This is a genomic window from Pseudomonas sp. UW4 (assembly GCF_000316175.1).
GTDB lineage: Bacteria > Pseudomonadota > Gammaproteobacteria > Pseudomonadales > Pseudomonadaceae > Aquipseudomonas > Aquipseudomonas laurylsulfatiphila.
In genome coordinates this window covers 4,489,054-4,504,025 of sequence record NC_019670.1, presented here as the reverse complement: position 1 = coordinate 4,504,025, position 14,972 = coordinate 4,489,054, and the positions used below count along the sequence as shown (strand labels likewise).

Genomic DNA, 14,972 nt, shown 5'->3' with positions numbered 1-14,972 from the left:
AGTCGTAATTCATGCGCATTTCCACCGCCCAGTATTACGAAATCACCGCTGCCAATTACCAGCGCAACTTCAACAAGGCCATCGCGACCAGCAATGAAGCCAGCAGCCTGACCCGCATCAATACCGCCGCCGATGATCCGATCGGCGCCGGTCGTTTGCTGCAACTGGGTCAGCAGAGCGCGATGCTTGATCAGTACGGCACCAACATCGGCAGCACCAAGAATGCGTTGAGCCTGCAGGAAACGACGCTCAACGCCATCGGTACTGCCTTGCAGCGCGCCAAGGAATTGGCCCTCGCCGCCAGCAACGGCATTGCCACCGACGCGGACCGCAAGGCCTATGCGTCGGAACTGGGGCAGATCCAGCAACAAGTGCTGGGCCTGATGAACTCCAAGGATTCGAGTGGCAACTACCTGTTCTCCGGTTCGAAAACCGACACCGCGCCTTACTCGCAGAACTCGGACGGCACCTACACCTACAACGGTGACCAGACCAGCGTCGACCTCGGCATCGGCGATGGCATGACGGTGGCGACCAACACCACCGGTTGGGATGCGTTCCAGCAGACCATCAACACCAGCCGCACCAAGGCCACCCTGACCGCTCCGGCGGTGGATGACGGTCGCGTGGTGTTGTCCAACGGTACGGTCGGCTCCAGCTCCACCTACAACGCCAAGTTCACGGGCGGCCAGCCCTACACCGTCAGCTTCCTCAGCAGCACCCAGTTGAGGATCACCGACTCGCTGGGCAACGACGTGACCACCGAAGCCAGCCAGAGCGGTGTCATCAGCAACGCCAACGGTGCCAACCAGACGGTCAGTTTCCGTGGCGTCGACCTGAAGCTGAACATCAACCTCAAAGCCGGCGATACCAACCCGGACGCGGTGATCGCCGGTCACAGTTTCAACCTGTCTTCCTCGTCGGACACCTTCAACACGTCGCGCAGCGCCGGGAACCCGTCGACCGCGGTCATCACCGGTTCCAGCGTGACGGACCCGACGGCGTACACCAATGCCTTCCCGTCGGGCGGGGCGATCCTCAAGTTCACCAGCGCCACCGCTTTTGACCTGTATGCGGCGCCGATCACCGCCGACAGCAAGCCGGTATCGTCGGGCACCGTATCCGGCGGCAACGCCACTGCGGCGGGCGTGACCTTTGCCTTGGGCGGCGGCGCCCCGGCGTCCGGCGATCAGTTCGTGATTCAATCCAATAATCATCAGACCCAGAACGTGCTCGACACCCTGGGCCAGATGATCACCGCACTGAATACGCCAATCGACGGCGACTCGGTGGCCAAGCAGCAGTTTCTCGGCGCCATGGAGTCGGGAATGGGCAACATCGACAGTGCGGCGAACCAGATCGGCTCGGCCATCACCTCGATTGGTGCTCGTGGTCAGGCACTGGATAACCAGACTGCGACCAACGAAAGCCTGATCCTGGCGAATACCGCGAGCCAGTCGTCGATTCGCGATTCGGACCCGGCTGAAGTCATGACCCGCCTGACCTTGCAGCAGACCATGTTGCAGGCTGCACAGCTGGCGTTCAGCAAGATCTCTCAGTTGGGCCTGTTCAACAAGATCTGACGGTGGTCGGGCGCGCAGGCGCCCGCTTGCCTTGCCCCTTGAGCATTTATCGTCTTTTTTGCGGTAACCAAGGGCTCGCTTTTCAGGGCGGGCTCGCACCGCCTGTGAGCCCGCCGTGAATTCACTTCCGCTTGTCAGCCTGGTCATCCCCGCCTTCAATCCACGCTTTTTCGGTCGTGCGTTGCACACGGCTGTGAGCCAGAGCTACGGCAATCTGGAAATCATCGTTTGCGATGACAGTCGCGGTCATGAGATCGAAGAGATCGTGGCTTCGGCGGTTGGGCAGGGGGCGACCGTGCGCTATGTGCGCAACGCCCGAACCCTGGGCCTGGTGGGTAACCTTCAGGCTTGCCTGGAGCAGGCGCAAGGCGAGTACATCAAGTTTCTTTGTGATGATGACCAGTTGTTCTCGGCCTGCATCGAGGTTCAGGCCCAGGCGCTCATCGACTGCGCTGACGTCAATCTGGTGGTGGCCCAGCGGCTGCTCTGGGATGCCGACGACATGCCGCTGCCTTCGCGCCTGGAGAACACTCCGCTATCCCCGGTGGGCGGGGTGTTCAAGGGCGAGGACTTGCTGGCGATCTTCGAAAACTTCCCGGTCAACATCCTCGGTGGTTTCAGCAACGCGATGTTCCGTCGGGCTGACGTGCTCGAACTGTTCCCGGCGCTGACTCAGCCCGGCCATTGCTTCGTCGCGACCCTCGATTTCGCCTTGTACGTCTGCCTGATGCGGCGCGGCAATCTGGCGGTGTCCAATCATGTACTCGGCGTCGAACGCTTGTACCCGGAGCGTTTGAGCGGCCAGCAATCGATGAAAGACGCGGCCGAAACCGAGCGGCAATGGTTGTCGCAAATGCTCAAGGCCCGCGGTGGCGAATCCGCACCGGCTCAGGGTTGGGTGCGCTACGTACCACTGACCCAGGTGGACGAAACGCCACGGGTTTGGGAAGAGTTGCCGCTGAGCCGGACCCTGGGTACAAAGCAGACCACCCAGGATTGGCACGTCGGCATCGCCAGTGTCAGTTTCGCCCAGTTGTATGCCCAGTGGCTGGCGTGTCGCACGCTCACTGACGGTCAGCGCGAACTGCTGCCGGACACGCTGGAAGCCTGGCCAACCCGACCCAAAATCGTGCCGATCATCATTGATGAGCAAGGCAGCCGTTCGGCGCTGGAACTCACCCTGCAGTCACTGGCGGAGCAGGATTACGCCCCTGAACTGACGCTGGTGCTGTCGGCATCCTGTACTGAGGCCAGGCTGGACGAGCGTGTGTTCCGCTTGCCTTTGCAGGACGACTGGCAGCAGCAGCTCAACGAGCTGTTGCCACAACTGGAAGGCGCTGACTGGTTCTATCTGCTGCGTGCCGGTGATCGTCTGGTGGCGCCGGCCTTGCTGGTCATGGCTGAACGAATTGCGCTGTCACGCGAATTGACCTGCCTGTACAGCGACGAAGGTGGCCTGCATCAGGGGGAGTCGGCCGAACCTGCATTCAAACCGGACTTCAACCTCGATCTCATGCGCAGCTACCCTTACGTCGGGCGAGCGCTGGCGTTCCAGCGCGAGCAGTTCCTGGCGCTCGGTGGTTTCGATTCGACCTACGGCGAACTGGCCCCTCACGATGTCTTGTGGCGAATGGTTGAAAGTGCCGGCACGCAGGTGATCGGGCACGTTTGCGAGGTGCTGCTGGAGTCGGCATTCGATTTGGCCAAATGGCTGTCGCTGCCGGACGTGGTGGACACCAATCCGCGCCTGCTGGAGGCGCATTTGCATCGCCTGGGTGTCGCCCACGACATTCGCCAGGGCAGTTCGCCGCTGCTCAACCGGGTCGATTACCTGCATGCCGATCGGCCGCTGGTGTCGATCGTGATCGTCAGCAAGGACCAGACCCTGGCGTTGCAACGCTGTGTCGAAAGCCTGCTGGAGAAAACCGCGTACGGCGAATACGAGTTGCTGTTGGTCGACAATGGCAGCCAGAGCGCAGAGGCGCTTGAGTGGTTCGCCGGCATGGCGCAATTGGGCAGCGAGCGGATACGGGTGCTGCGCTGTGAGTTGCAAGGCAATGCGGCAGCGGTGCGTAATTTCGCCGTGCAGCAGGCGGCTGGCGAATACGTCCTGATGCTCAATCCCTACACGGTGATCACCCAGGCGCAATGGCTGGGCGAGTTGCTCAATCATGCACAGCGTCCGGAAGTCGGCGTGGTTGGGGCCAAGCTGTTCAACCCCGATGGCCGCGTGCTGCATGCCGGCCTGATCCTCGGGTTGCAAGGGCCGGCCGGCGTGCCATTCCATGGTGAGACGCTGCACGCGGCGGGCTACATGTACCGCTTGCAGGTCGCTCACAATTTCAGTGCCGTCGGCGGCGATTGCCTGATGGTGCGCAAGGCGGTTTTTGATGCGGTCGGTGGCCTGGATGAGCAGGACCTGGCGCAGTCCCTCAACGAGGTGGATCTGTGTCTGCGCGTCGGCCAGGAAGGTTACCTGGTGGTCTGGACGCCTCACGCTCAAGTGGCGTTGGGCGCGCAACCGGCTGCGGTTGCGCAGGAAGGTGATCAGGCCCGGGCCGAGCAGGAACAGGAAGTTTTCTATAAGCGCTGGCTGCCGATCGTGGCCCGTGATCCGGCCTACAACACCAACCTGGCGTTGCAGGGGTTGGGCGGGGCGAGCTTCAGTCTCGAGCCCGGCCTGCGATCCGGCTGGAGCCCGTTTTCCAAGGCGCACTTGCCGAAGATTCTCGCGTTGCCGGTCAACGCATCCGCCATCGGCCATTACCGGGTCACGCAACCGCTGATCGAGCTCGAGGCGGCCGGCAGGGCTCGGGGGCGCATTCATTACAACCTGCCGACCATCATCGAGGTCGAACGCCATTCGCCTGACGTGATCATCTTGCAGGGGCGCTATTCCGAAGGTCCGATCAACGAAATCCCGAGCCTGCAAAAGTATTCCAGCGCACGGCGCATCTATGAGCTGGATGACTTCGTGATCAACGTCCCGCACCGCAATGCGCATATCCGCAACATGCCGGGCAAGGACGAAATGGAGAAGCTGGTCCGGCGCGCCATCGGCATGTGCGATCGGGTAGTGGTCTCCACCGAGCCGCTGGGTAACGCGCTGTCGGACATGCATCACGACATTCGCGTGGTGCCCAACATGTTGGCGTCGCACTTGTGGACCGACTTGCGCAGTCAGCGCCGCACCTCGAAAAAACCTCGGGTTGGCTGGGGTGGCGGCACCAGCCACCACGGTGACCTGGCGGTGATCGCCGATGTGGTCCGCGAACTGGCCAATGAAGTCGACTGGGTGTTCTTCGGCATGTGCCCGGACGATCTGCGCCCGTACATGCATGAGTTCCATGGCGTGATCGGGCTGGACGTCTACCCGGCCAAGCTGGCCAGCCTGAACCTGGACCTGGCATTGGCGCCCCTGGAGTTCCACATTTTCAACGACTGCAAGAGCAACCTGCGCTTGCTGGAGTATGGCGCCTGCGGTTACCCGGTGATCTGCACCGACACCGAAGCCTATCGCGGCTACCTGCCGTGCACCCGGATCAAGACCAACTCCACGGATGAATGGCTGCAGGCGATCCGCATGCACCTGGCCGATCCGGACGCCAGCTATCGCATGGGCGATGAGTTGCGCGAGATCGTGCTGCGTGACTACGTGCTGCGCGGCGACAATTTGCGCTACTGGGAAAATGGCTGGCTGGCGGACTGACCGTTCGCACCTCTCTCCAGACCAGGCAGGCGACGTTGAGTCGCCTGCCTTTTTTTGCTTATTTCACTGGCTTGAGCATGGGCACGGCCCCTTGTAGGAGCCAGCTTGCTGGCGATGGTCGTTAACGATAACGCGGGTGAACTGGATAAACGCGGCGCACTTGAGTCCATCGCCAGCAGGCTGGCTCCTACAGTTTCCCAGCGTGGGCACGCTCCCCTTGTGGGAGCTGGCTTGCCAGCGATGGTCGTTAACGATAACGCGGGTGAACGGGATGAACGGCTCCTACATGCCTGGTAGCGGATTGAGGGAGCTGGCGCGTTTCCTGCAAGTCCCCCTTATATCGCCATAAAACGAGCACTTCCGGTGAGTCCGGTGGCGTCCAGAACGGCGGCAGGTTTAACCCAGATGGCCCGCAAAAGCTTGATACAGCTTGGCTGAGCCCTGTGACGAACAAGAGGGAAAGGGATGAAGGCAGTTATTTTGGCGGGTGGACTGGGTACGCGCATCAGCGAGGAGTCGCACCTCAAGCCCAAGCCGATGATCGAAGTCGGCGGCAAGCCAATTCTCTGGCACATCATGAAACAGTACTCCGCTCACGGAATCCACGATTTTGTGATCTGCCTTGGCTACAAGGGCTATGCGATCAAGGACTTCTTCGCCAACTATTTTCTGCACACATCCGACGTCACGTTCGACATGCGCAACAACCGCATGGATGTTCACCAGAACTACAGCGAGCCATGGCGCGTCACGCTGATCGACACTGGCGAAGAGACCATGACCGGCGGCCGCTTGCGTCGCGCCCGACGCTACCTTGAAGATGAACAGGCCTTCTGCTTTACCTACGGCGACGGCGTGTCGGACCTTAATATCGGTGCCTTGGTGGATTTCCATCTCAAGCACGGAAAACTGGCGACCGTCACTGCGGTACAGCCGCCAGGTCGCTACGGCGCGCTCAATCGCGATGGCGACAAGGTTCTGGGCTTCACCGAGAAACCTCGCGGCGACGGTGGCTGGATCAACGGCGGGTTCTTTGTCCTGTCGCCCAAGGTGCTGCCGTTGATCGACGGCGACGACACCTCGTGGGAATCCGGCCCGCTGGATGGCCTGGCTGCGCGCGGCGAGCTCATGGCGTTCCAGCACGACGGATTCTGGCAACCGATGGACACCCTGCGTGACAAGAACCACCTCGAGGCGTTGTGGCAGAGCGGGGAGGCCCCATGGAAACAATGGGACTGAGCCCGCAATTCTGGCGCGGCAAGCGGGTGCTGGTCACCGGCCACACCGGGTTCAAGGGCAGCTGGCTGACGTTGTGGTTGCAAAGCCTGGGTGCCGAGGTGAGCGGGTTTTCCCTCGACCCGTCCACCGAGCCGAGCCTGTTCGAACTGGCTCGCGTTCACGAAGGCATCAACGATCAGCGCGGTGACTTGCGTGACCTGGGTGCGTTGCTGGAGCTGATCGCCGAGGTCCAGCCGCAAATCGTCCTGCACCTGGCGGCACAACCGCTGGTGCGCGAAGGTTATCGCGACCCGTTGGGCACGTACTCCAGCAACGTCATGGGCACCCTCAACCTGCTCGAAGCGATCCGTCAGGTCGGCGGCGTGCGCGCCTGCGTGCTGGTGACCACCGACAAGGTCTACGCCAATCAGGAATGGCTGTGGCCGTACCGCGAGAACGAAGCGTTGGGCGGGCACGATCCCTACAGCAGCAGCAAGGCGTGCTGCGAATTGCTGGCGCAATCCTATGCCGCCTCGTTCTTTGCACCCCAAAAGCACGCCGAGCATGGCCTGGCGTTGGCCACGGCCCGCGCCGGCAACGTGCTCGGTGGCGGCGACTTCGCCCCGGAGCGGTTGATTCCAGATGTGCTACGGGCATGGTCGGCGGACGAGCCCGTGACCTTGCGCTATCCGCAGGCGGTGCGCCCGTGGCAACACGCGCTGGAACCCCTGGCCGGCTATCTGCAATTGGCTGCCGGCCTGTATGAGCAAGGCCCGAAATTCGCCGGCGCCTGGAATTTCGGTCCCGGTGAAGCGGACATGTGCAGCGTCGGTGAAGTGGTCGAACTGCTCGCCAGCCGTTGGCCGCAAGCGCGCGGACTGCGCATCGAACCGAGCGATATGCACGAGGCCGGCCTGTTGCGCCTGGACAGCAGCCGCGCCCGTCAATTGCTCGGCTGGCAACCGCGCTGGTCGTTGCAGCAGTGCCTGACCCAGACCCTGGATTGGCATCTGGCATGGCAGAACGGCGATGACATGCGCGCCATCAGCCTGGCGCAATTGAACCTGTACCGAGGCGCGCTGTGAGTGAATTTCTACTGAAGGCGTTGCCGTTGAAGGGGTTGTTCTGCGTGCAGCACAAACGCTTCGAGGACGAGCGCGGGCACTTTTCCCGGTTGTTTTGCGAGGGCAGCCTGAGTGCGTTTGGCCAAGCGTTTCATATCCGCCAGATCAATCATTCCTGCACCCGCGAACGCGGCAGTGTGCGTGGCCTGCATTACCAGAATGAGCGCGCGCCGGAAGCCAAGTTGATCACCTGCCTGCGCGGTGAAGTCTGGGATGTCGCGGTGGATTTGCGTCCCGACTCCGAAACTTTCCTGCATTGGCACGCCGAACACCTGCGTGCCGGCGATGGCCGCAGCCTGTTGATTCCGGCCGGGTTCGCCCACGGCTTCCAGACCCTGAGTGCCGACGCCGAGCTGCTTTACCTGCACAGCAACGACTACACACCGGAACACGAAGGTGGTTTGTCCGTGCTCGAACCACGGCTGGCGATTGCCTGGCCGTTGCCTGTCAATAATCTGTCGGTGCGCGATGCCAGTCATCCGCTGCTCGATGAACACTTTGCCGGAGTGCGTCTATGAACTGCCGTGGTTGCGCGACTGCGCTGACCCTGCCGCTGATCGATCTGGGCACCTCGCCGCCGTCCAATGCCTATGTGCGTGCCGACCAGCTGGAGCAGGCCGAACAGTGGGTGCCACTGAAGGTTGCCGTGTGCCAGCAGTGCTGGCTGGTGCAAACCGAGGACTACACCAGCGCCGACAGCCTGTTCGATGCCGAGTACGCCTACTTCAGTTCGTTCTCCAGCACCTGGCTGGCCCATGCAGAGCGCTATGTGGCCGAGATGGTCGAGCGCTTCGGCCTGACCGCCGACAGTCGCGTGGTGGAAGTCGCGGCCAATGACGGGTACCTGTTGCAGTACGTGGCCCGGCGCGGCATCCCTTGCCTGGGCGTCGAGCCGACCCGCAGCACCGCGCAAGCGGCGCGGGAAAAAGGCCTGCAGATCCGCGAACTGTTTTTCGGTCGCGACAGCGCCGTGCAGTTGAAAAACGAAGGCTGGGGCGCCGACCTGATGGCCGCCAACAACGTGTTGGCCCACGTCCCGGACATCAACGATTTTCTGTGCGGTTTCGCAACCCTGCTCAAACCGACGGGCGTGGCGACCTTCGAATTCCCGCAGTTGCTGACGCTGATGGCTGGCCAGCAGTTCGACACGCTGTACCACGAACACTATTCCTATCTGTCGCTGACCGCTGTGCAGACCTTGTGCGAGCGCAATGGCTTGCAAGTGTTCGACGTCAGCCAGCTCTCGACCCATGGCGGTTCGCTGCGGGTGTTCGTGCAGCGACTGGACGGCGAGCGTCGCGAAGTGCAACCGGCGGTCCGGCAGCAGTTGCAGGCCGAACTCGCCGCCGGAGTGAAAACACCGGAGTACTACACGACCCTGGCCCCCGCCGCCGAGCGCATCAAGCATGGCCTGCTGCGTTTTTTGTTGCAGGCCAAGGCCGATGGCAAGCGCGTGGTCGGCTACGGCGCCGCCGCCAAGGGCAACACCCTGCTCAACTACGCCGGGGTCAAGCCGGACCTGTTGGCCTGGGTTGCCGATGCCAACCCGCACAAGCAAGGCAAGTACCTGCCCGGCAGCCGCATTCCGATCGTGTCGCCGGCACAGATCGACATCGAGAAACCGGACTACGTGCTGGTGCTGCCGTGGAACCTGCTGGATGAGATCACCCAGGCCTTTGCCGGCATTCGCGCATGGGACGGTCGTTTTGTCATTGCCATTCCCGAGTTGATCATTCGATGAGCCGAATTCATTACACCAAACCCAGTGTCGGTGAGCTGGAAGCTGACTATGTACTCGATGCCGTCCGCCATGGTTGGGGAGAGCGCTGCTACGAATACCTGACGCGGTTCGAAAAGTCCTTTGCCGAGCACGTGGGTGCGACCTATGCGATTGCAACGTCCAGTTGCACCGGCGCGCTGCACATGGGGATGGCGGCACTGGGCATTGGTGCCGGCGACGAGGTGATCCTCGCCGATACCAACTGGATCGCTTCGGCCGCCCCAGTCACCTATCTGGGCGCGACGCCGGTGTTCGTCGACGTACTGGCTAACAGTTGGTGCCTCGACCCGCAGCAGGTTCGACGGGCGATTACCCCACGAACCAAAGCGATTCTGGCGGTGCACCTCTATGGCAATCTCTGCGACATGGATGCGTTGCTGGCCATCGGTCGCGAGTTTGGCCTGCCCGTCATCGAAGACGCAGCCGAGGCAATTGGCTCGCAGTGGCGCGGTCAGGCGGCTGGCTCGCTGGGCGCGTTCGGCGCGTTCTCCTTTCACGGCACCAAGACCATGACCACCGGCGAAGGCGGCATCTTCGTGACCTCGGACAAGGCCCTGTATGAGCGCGTACTGACCCTGTCCAACCATGGCCGGGTGGCGGGCAGCAGCAAACAGTTCTGGCCGGATTTCCTGGGGTTCAAATACAAAATGAGCAACCTGCAAGCGGCCGTCGGTTGCGCGCAGGTTGAGCGGATCGACGAGTTGATCGAACGCAAGCGTGCGATCTTCGCCAACTACGCCGACGCCCTGGCTGCATTGCCGGGTTTGTCCATGAACCCTGAGCCCGAGCATGTGCGCAACGGTTACTGGATGCCCACCGTGGTCTTTGACCGCGAACTGGGGATTACGCGGGACATGTTGATCGCAGCCTTCCAGGCCGCCGATATCGACGCGCGGGTGTTCTTCTGGCCGCTATCGTCCTTGCCGATGTTCAGCGAACTGACGGCCGACTCGCCCGTGGCGCATTCGCTGCCGGAGCGCGCGATCAATCTGCCGAGCTACCACGACATGACCGATGACGATCAACACCGGGTCATCGAGGTGTTGCGCGCGCTGGTGCTCAAAAGGACCCGGCTATGAAGTTTTACCTGCTGGGGGCGGCCAACCCTGAAGCGGTACGGATGATCCTCACCCTGCAACGCAGCCAGCCGGATGTGCAGTTCGCCTTTCTCGATAATGATCCGGCGAAGCAAGGCACGCTGTTTTATGGCGTGCCAGTGGTGGGTGGCACCGACAAGGTGGCCGAGCTGAAAGGGCCCGACACACGTTTTGTCAATTTGATCACCGGCAGCACCGCGCTGCGTCATCGGACCACCTGCGAGATCGTCGAGGCGGGTGGCACCCTGGGCAACTTCATCCACCCGGGCATCGATCTGACGATGACCACAATGGGCGTCGGCACCTATCTGCAAGAGGGCGTGATCATGCAGGCGCAAGTCAGCCTGGGTGACAACACCAGTATCAGTGCTGGCAGCGTGGTCGGGCATGAGGGGCAGATCGGCCATTCGGTGTTCATGGCGCCGGGTGTCTGCATTGCCGGTTGTGTCGAGATCGGTGACGGCACCTTCATCGGCACCAACGCGACGATCCTGCCGCGTTTGCGCATTGGTCGTTGGGTCACCATCGGTGCGGGCGCCGTGGTGACCAGAGACGTTCCAGACTTCGCGGTTGTAGTGGGCAGTCCCGCCAGGACCATCAAGACCAATTCTGTTTCCATTCAAGACGGTCGGGTTTTCAAGTAACCACCGCGACTAATTTCCGGAGAGCCTGTAATGAATCCTCATGAGCAGTTTCGTGAAGAAGTAAAAGAGAACATCGAAGGCCTGCAACAGGACAAAGCGTTGCAAGCCACGTCGCTGGACTGGGTTGGGACGACCGCCAGGCATAAGTACACCTACAACTTCAGCTGGATGGGCCGCCCGATCATTCAGTTCCCCCAGGACATGGTCGCCATGCAGGAGATCATCTGGGCGCTGCGGCCGGACATCATTGTCGAGACCGGTATCGCCCACGGCGGCTCGCTGGTGTTTTACGCTTCGATGCTGGAACTGATCGGCCATGGTGAGGTGCTGGGCGTCGACATCGATATCCGCCAGCACAACCGTGAAGCGATCGAAGCGCATCCAATGAGCAAGCGGATCCAGATGATCCAGGGTTCGAGTATCGATCCGGCGATCGTCGATCAGGTCCGTCAGCGTGTCGAAGGCAAGAAAGTGCTGGTGGTCCTGGACTCCAATCACACCCACGAGCACGTCCTTGAAGAGCTGCGGGCCTACGCGCCGATGACCTCGGTGGGCAGCTACTGCGTGGTGATGGATACCGTGGTGGAAGACATGCCGGAAGACGCCTTCCCGGATCGCCCGTGGGGCAAGGGCGACAACCCGAAGACCGCGGTATGGGCCTACCTGGAAGAAAACCGTGATTTTGAAATCGACCAGGCCATTCACAGCAAGCTGCTGATCACCGTCGCGCCGGATGGCTATCTGCGTCGCGTGCGGTAATCGACAAGACATCGTTGGGTTTTTTCGGCGATAAGCCGTTGTGGGGAAAGGTATGCAAGGCAAGAACAATTCTGGACACGGGCTGGCACTCAACGAACAGTTGACCGTGGTGCTGATGTCTCACGAGCGGCCGGCGTTTTTACGTCGGGCTGCACGTTTCTACAGCGACTTGCCTTGCAGGATTCTGGTGCTCGATTCTTCGACTGAAGGCCAGCCAGGCCTGGCCGGGCAATGTGAAAATGTGGACTACCAGCATGTCCCGCAGTTTGGCTACTGGGGTGTTCGTGCCAAGCTGGCCTTTGGCGTGGAGCAAGTGACCACACCGTTCATGGTGTTCGCCGCCGACGATGACTTCCATGTGCATGACGCCCTGCGCGCAGCTGTGGCATTCATGGAGGCCAATCCCGACTACGGCCTGTGCCACGGTTACAGCATGATGTACCTGTCACAACCCAATAGCGTCAGCTACTTCCGGCGTGACAAGAAGGTTTGCGAAGACTATTGCTCCGAGCACGCCGAGGAGCGTGTGCTCGATTACATGCACCAGTACCTCCCGCCATTTTATGCCGTGCAGCGCACCGACCTGGTACGTGACTGGTATCAGGTCATGCCCCACGATACGTCCTTTCAATGGCAGGAAATCGGTCACACGCATTACATGCTGGCGCGGGGCAAGGCGCGGATTCTGCCGATCCCGTATGTCGTGCGTGAGATGAATTACGGGTACTCCGACCACAACACCGAGATCTTCCACACGCTGGCTCATACCGATGCCAAGTCGGTCGCCGAGCGTGAAGCCTTCGCCGCGTTCCTCTTCGGGCTGCCGACTCAAGTTCAAGGCCAAGACCCGGAGCAAGGCCGGCAGTTCGCGCTGCAAAGCTTTGAAGCCCTGGCCGATAGTTTGCGCACCGGTCGCGCACTGACCACCGAGCTGATTATCGAGTCCGCCTGGACGAACGTCGAGAAAGGCCCTGAGCGCCGTTTCGGCCCCAAGCAATATGTCGAAATGCCGTTCTACAACCAGGCGTTTTTCGATCAGTTGACCCAGTTCGAGTTCCTGTTGCACGCCATGCCGGCCGGTCGCGTTCAGTTGGCAGGCCTGGAGGGTATCTGGACCCGTCAGCAGAGCCTGATGCTGGCGCGTAACAACGACACGCCGGAAAGTGTGGTCGACCGTTTGTGGCAAGCCCACGACAGCAACGTGTTCAACCGCACGGTGGTCAAGCGTCTGGTCACTCAGCTGGAATTGCTGGGCGAAGATGAAGAGGCGCAGTCCCTACGCGACTGGGCTGCACGCCTTGAGGCGGTGTCGGTCGAGGGTAATTGTGCAACGTTCGACAAGATGCTCTCCGGTCGCCTGCTCAAATGGCTCGCGCCCCGCCAGCCTGATGCTGACGAGGCGGAGTCGATCGCCCAACACCTGGCGGTCAACGGTGGCGGTCCACAGTTCGGGATCTTCCTGCTGGACCTGGACAACGATATCGACAAGCTGCAAGTCTCTCTCGACAGCCTGCTCGAAGGTCACGCCAAGGCGTTCAGGATTGTGGTCTTCACCACCGGTGAAGCCCCAGCGGCGACCACCGCGCAGAACACTCTGCACTTTGTCCGGGTCACGCCAGGCAACTACGTCGACAAACTGAACCAGAGTGCTCGTCAGTCGCCTTGCGACTGGCTGATGCTGGCTGAAGCCGGCGACGAGTTCACCGCCGGCGGCCTGTTGCGCGCCAGCCTGGAACTGCTGTCTGACACGCAATGCCGTGCCGTCGCCACCGACGAAATCCAGCGCACCGCCGAAGGCGCGCTGGTGGACGTGTTCCGTCCGGGTTTCAACCTTGATTTGCTGCAAAGCCTGCCGGCCCTGATGGCGCGTCACTGGCTGATCCGCCGGGAAGTGTTCATTGAAGTCGGCGGCTACCAGCCTGACTTCAGCAAGGCGCTGGAATTCGACTTGCTGCTGCGCATCATCGAGCAGGGCGGCCTCAACGGGCTGGCCCACTTGGATGAACCGCTGGTGATTGCCCGGGCCCCGGTACTGGAAGAGAACGCCGATGAACGCCTGGCATTGTTGCGTCACCTGGGCAATCGTGGCTACAAGGCCAAGGTCACTTCGACGGTGCCGGGTACCTGGCAGATCGACTACCGCCACAGCGAACGCCCGCTGGTGTCGATCATCCTCCCGGCCGGGGATGACCTGACGGCGCTGCAACAGTGCCTGCAAGCCGTGTTGCTGCGAACCCGCTACATCCAGTACGAAGTGCTGATCGCACTCAACCCGAATCAGTCGGCCGAGGTCAACGATTGGCTGGGTACCTACCAGCATCCGAAAGTCAGCGTACTGCGTGCCGACCGGACCTTGAGCGATGTGGCGTTGTACAACGCTGCCAGCCAGCAGGCGCGGGGCGAGTACCTGGTGCTGTTGGCTGCCGACAGTGAAGTGGTCAACCCGAACTGGCTGGAGTCGCTGCTCAATCACGCCCAGCGTCCCGAGGTCGGCGTGGTCGGTCCGAAGTTGATCGACCGCGACGGCAAGGTCACCCAGGCCGGCCTGATCCTTGGCATGAACGGTGGTGTGGGCTCAGCCTTTGTCGGAGAAAAACAAGACGCCGAAGGTTACCTGCACCGGTTGGCGCTGGAGCAGAACTACTCGGCGGTGTCGAAGGTGTGCCTGATGGTGCGTAAGGCGTTGTTCGACGAACTGGACGGTCTGGACGGCGTGACGTTCGCCGACGGCTTGAGCGACGTCGATCTGTGCCTCAGGGCCGGTCAGGCCGGTTTCCTCACCGTATGGACGCCGCGGGTACAGGTCATTCATTGCGGTGAAGTGCCACAGGTGCCGCAGGCCCTCGATGCATTGCGTGACAAGTGGGCGGCAGCCTTTGCCCAGGACCAGGCCTATAACGCCAATCTGGCCTTGAGCGGCAAAGGTTTTGCCCTGGGCGAAGCTGCCCCGGTGAACTGGGTTCAGTTGCTCGGCTAGGCCCGGCGAACAGTTATAAGGATTCAAGGCATGTCCAACGGAACATCGATTTTCATCTCAGGCGACACCGGTTCGTACGGG

Annotated in this window: 10 protein-coding genes; all 10 read left to right on the top strand. The window is 61.5% G+C overall.

From position 1 onward, the window contains the following. Positions 1–11 precede the first annotated feature (11 nt). Positions 12–1,583, top strand: coding sequence for a flagellar hook-associated protein 3 (locus tag PPUTUW4_RS19820; protein ID WP_015096277.1), 1,572 nt, complete (start codon positions 12–14; stop codon positions 1,581–1,583). Between the two features lie 115 nt (positions 1,584–1,698). Beyond that, entirely contained in the window at positions 1,699–5,292 is a 3,594-nt protein-coding gene (locus PPUTUW4_RS19815) for a glycosyltransferase (RefSeq protein ID WP_015096276.1), read from the top strand. Between the two features lie 465 nt (positions 5,293–5,757). Continuing rightward, a complete protein-coding gene (gene rfbF, locus PPUTUW4_RS19810) occupies positions 5,758–6,531 on the top strand; it encodes a glucose-1-phosphate cytidylyltransferase (RefSeq protein ID WP_015096275.1) in 774 nt (257 codons plus the stop codon). Beyond that, complete coding sequence (rfbG, locus tag PPUTUW4_RS19805; protein ID WP_015096274.1) at positions 6,513–7,595, top strand: CDP-glucose 4,6-dehydratase; 1,083 nt, start codon at positions 6,513–6,515, stop codon at positions 7,593–7,595. The genes rfbF and rfbG overlap by 19 nt, the downstream gene beginning before the upstream one ends. Beyond that, positions 7,592–8,152, top strand: a complete 561-nt coding sequence (rfbC, locus tag PPUTUW4_RS19800; RefSeq protein WP_015096273.1) for a dTDP-4-dehydrorhamnose 3,5-epimerase — start codon at positions 7,592–7,594, stop codon at positions 8,150–8,152. Before rfbG ends, rfbC begins: the two co-directional genes overlap by 4 nt. Beyond that, on the top strand, positions 8,149–9,375 hold the full coding sequence (locus PPUTUW4_RS19795; RefSeq protein WP_015096272.1) for a class I SAM-dependent methyltransferase: 1,227 nt from the start codon (positions 8,149–8,151) through the stop codon (positions 9,373–9,375). The genes rfbC and PPUTUW4_RS19795 overlap by 4 nt, the downstream gene beginning before the upstream one ends. Continuing rightward, positions 9,372–10,493, top strand: a complete 1,122-nt coding sequence (locus tag PPUTUW4_RS19790) for a DegT/DnrJ/EryC1/StrS family aminotransferase (protein ID WP_015096271.1) — start codon at positions 9,372–9,374, stop codon at positions 10,491–10,493. Before PPUTUW4_RS19795 ends, PPUTUW4_RS19790 begins: the two co-directional genes overlap by 4 nt. Next, a complete protein-coding gene (locus tag PPUTUW4_RS19785) occupies positions 10,490–11,155 on the top strand; it encodes an acetyltransferase (protein WP_015096270.1) in 666 nt (221 codons plus the stop codon). Before PPUTUW4_RS19790 ends, PPUTUW4_RS19785 begins: the two co-directional genes overlap by 4 nt. 30 nt (positions 11,156–11,185) lie before the next feature. Beyond that, entirely contained in the window at positions 11,186–11,914 is a 729-nt protein-coding gene (locus PPUTUW4_RS19780; protein WP_015096269.1) for a cephalosporin hydroxylase family protein, read from the top strand. Positions 11,915–11,966: 52 nt separating this feature from the next. Then, positions 11,967–14,891 carry a TIGR00180 family glycosyltransferase gene (locus PPUTUW4_RS19775; RefSeq protein ID WP_015096268.1) on the top strand — a complete coding sequence of 975 codons (2,925 nt, stop codon included), beginning with the start codon at positions 11,967–11,969 and terminating at the stop codon, positions 14,889–14,891. Positions 14,892–14,972: the final 81 nt, after the last annotated feature.

Bases quoted from the DNA above. Each gene is read 5' to 3' on its own strand.
- PPUTUW4_RS19820 (WP_015096277.1), top strand. From the start codon at position 12: ATGCGCATTTCCACCGCCCAGTATTACGAAATCACCGCTGCCAATTAC.
- rfbF (WP_015096275.1), top strand. From the start codon at position 5,758: ATGAAGGCAGTTATTTTGGCGGGTGGACTGGGTACGCGCATCAGCGAG.
- rfbG (WP_015096274.1), top strand. From the start codon at position 6,513: ATGGAAACAATGGGACTGAGCCCGCAATTCTGGCGCGGCAAGCGGGTG.
- PPUTUW4_RS19795 (WP_015096272.1), top strand. From the start codon at position 8,149: ATGAACTGCCGTGGTTGCGCGACTGCGCTGACCCTGCCGCTGATCGAT.
- PPUTUW4_RS19790 (WP_015096271.1), top strand. From the start codon at position 9,372: ATGAGCCGAATTCATTACACCAAACCCAGTGTCGGTGAGCTGGAAGCT.
- PPUTUW4_RS19785 (WP_015096270.1), top strand. From the start codon at position 10,490: ATGAAGTTTTACCTGCTGGGGGCGGCCAACCCTGAAGCGGTACGGATG.
- PPUTUW4_RS19780 (WP_015096269.1), top strand. From the start codon at position 11,186: ATGAATCCTCATGAGCAGTTTCGTGAAGAAGTAAAAGAGAACATCGAA.
- PPUTUW4_RS19775 (WP_015096268.1), top strand. From the start codon at position 11,967: ATGCAAGGCAAGAACAATTCTGGACACGGGCTGGCACTCAACGAACAG.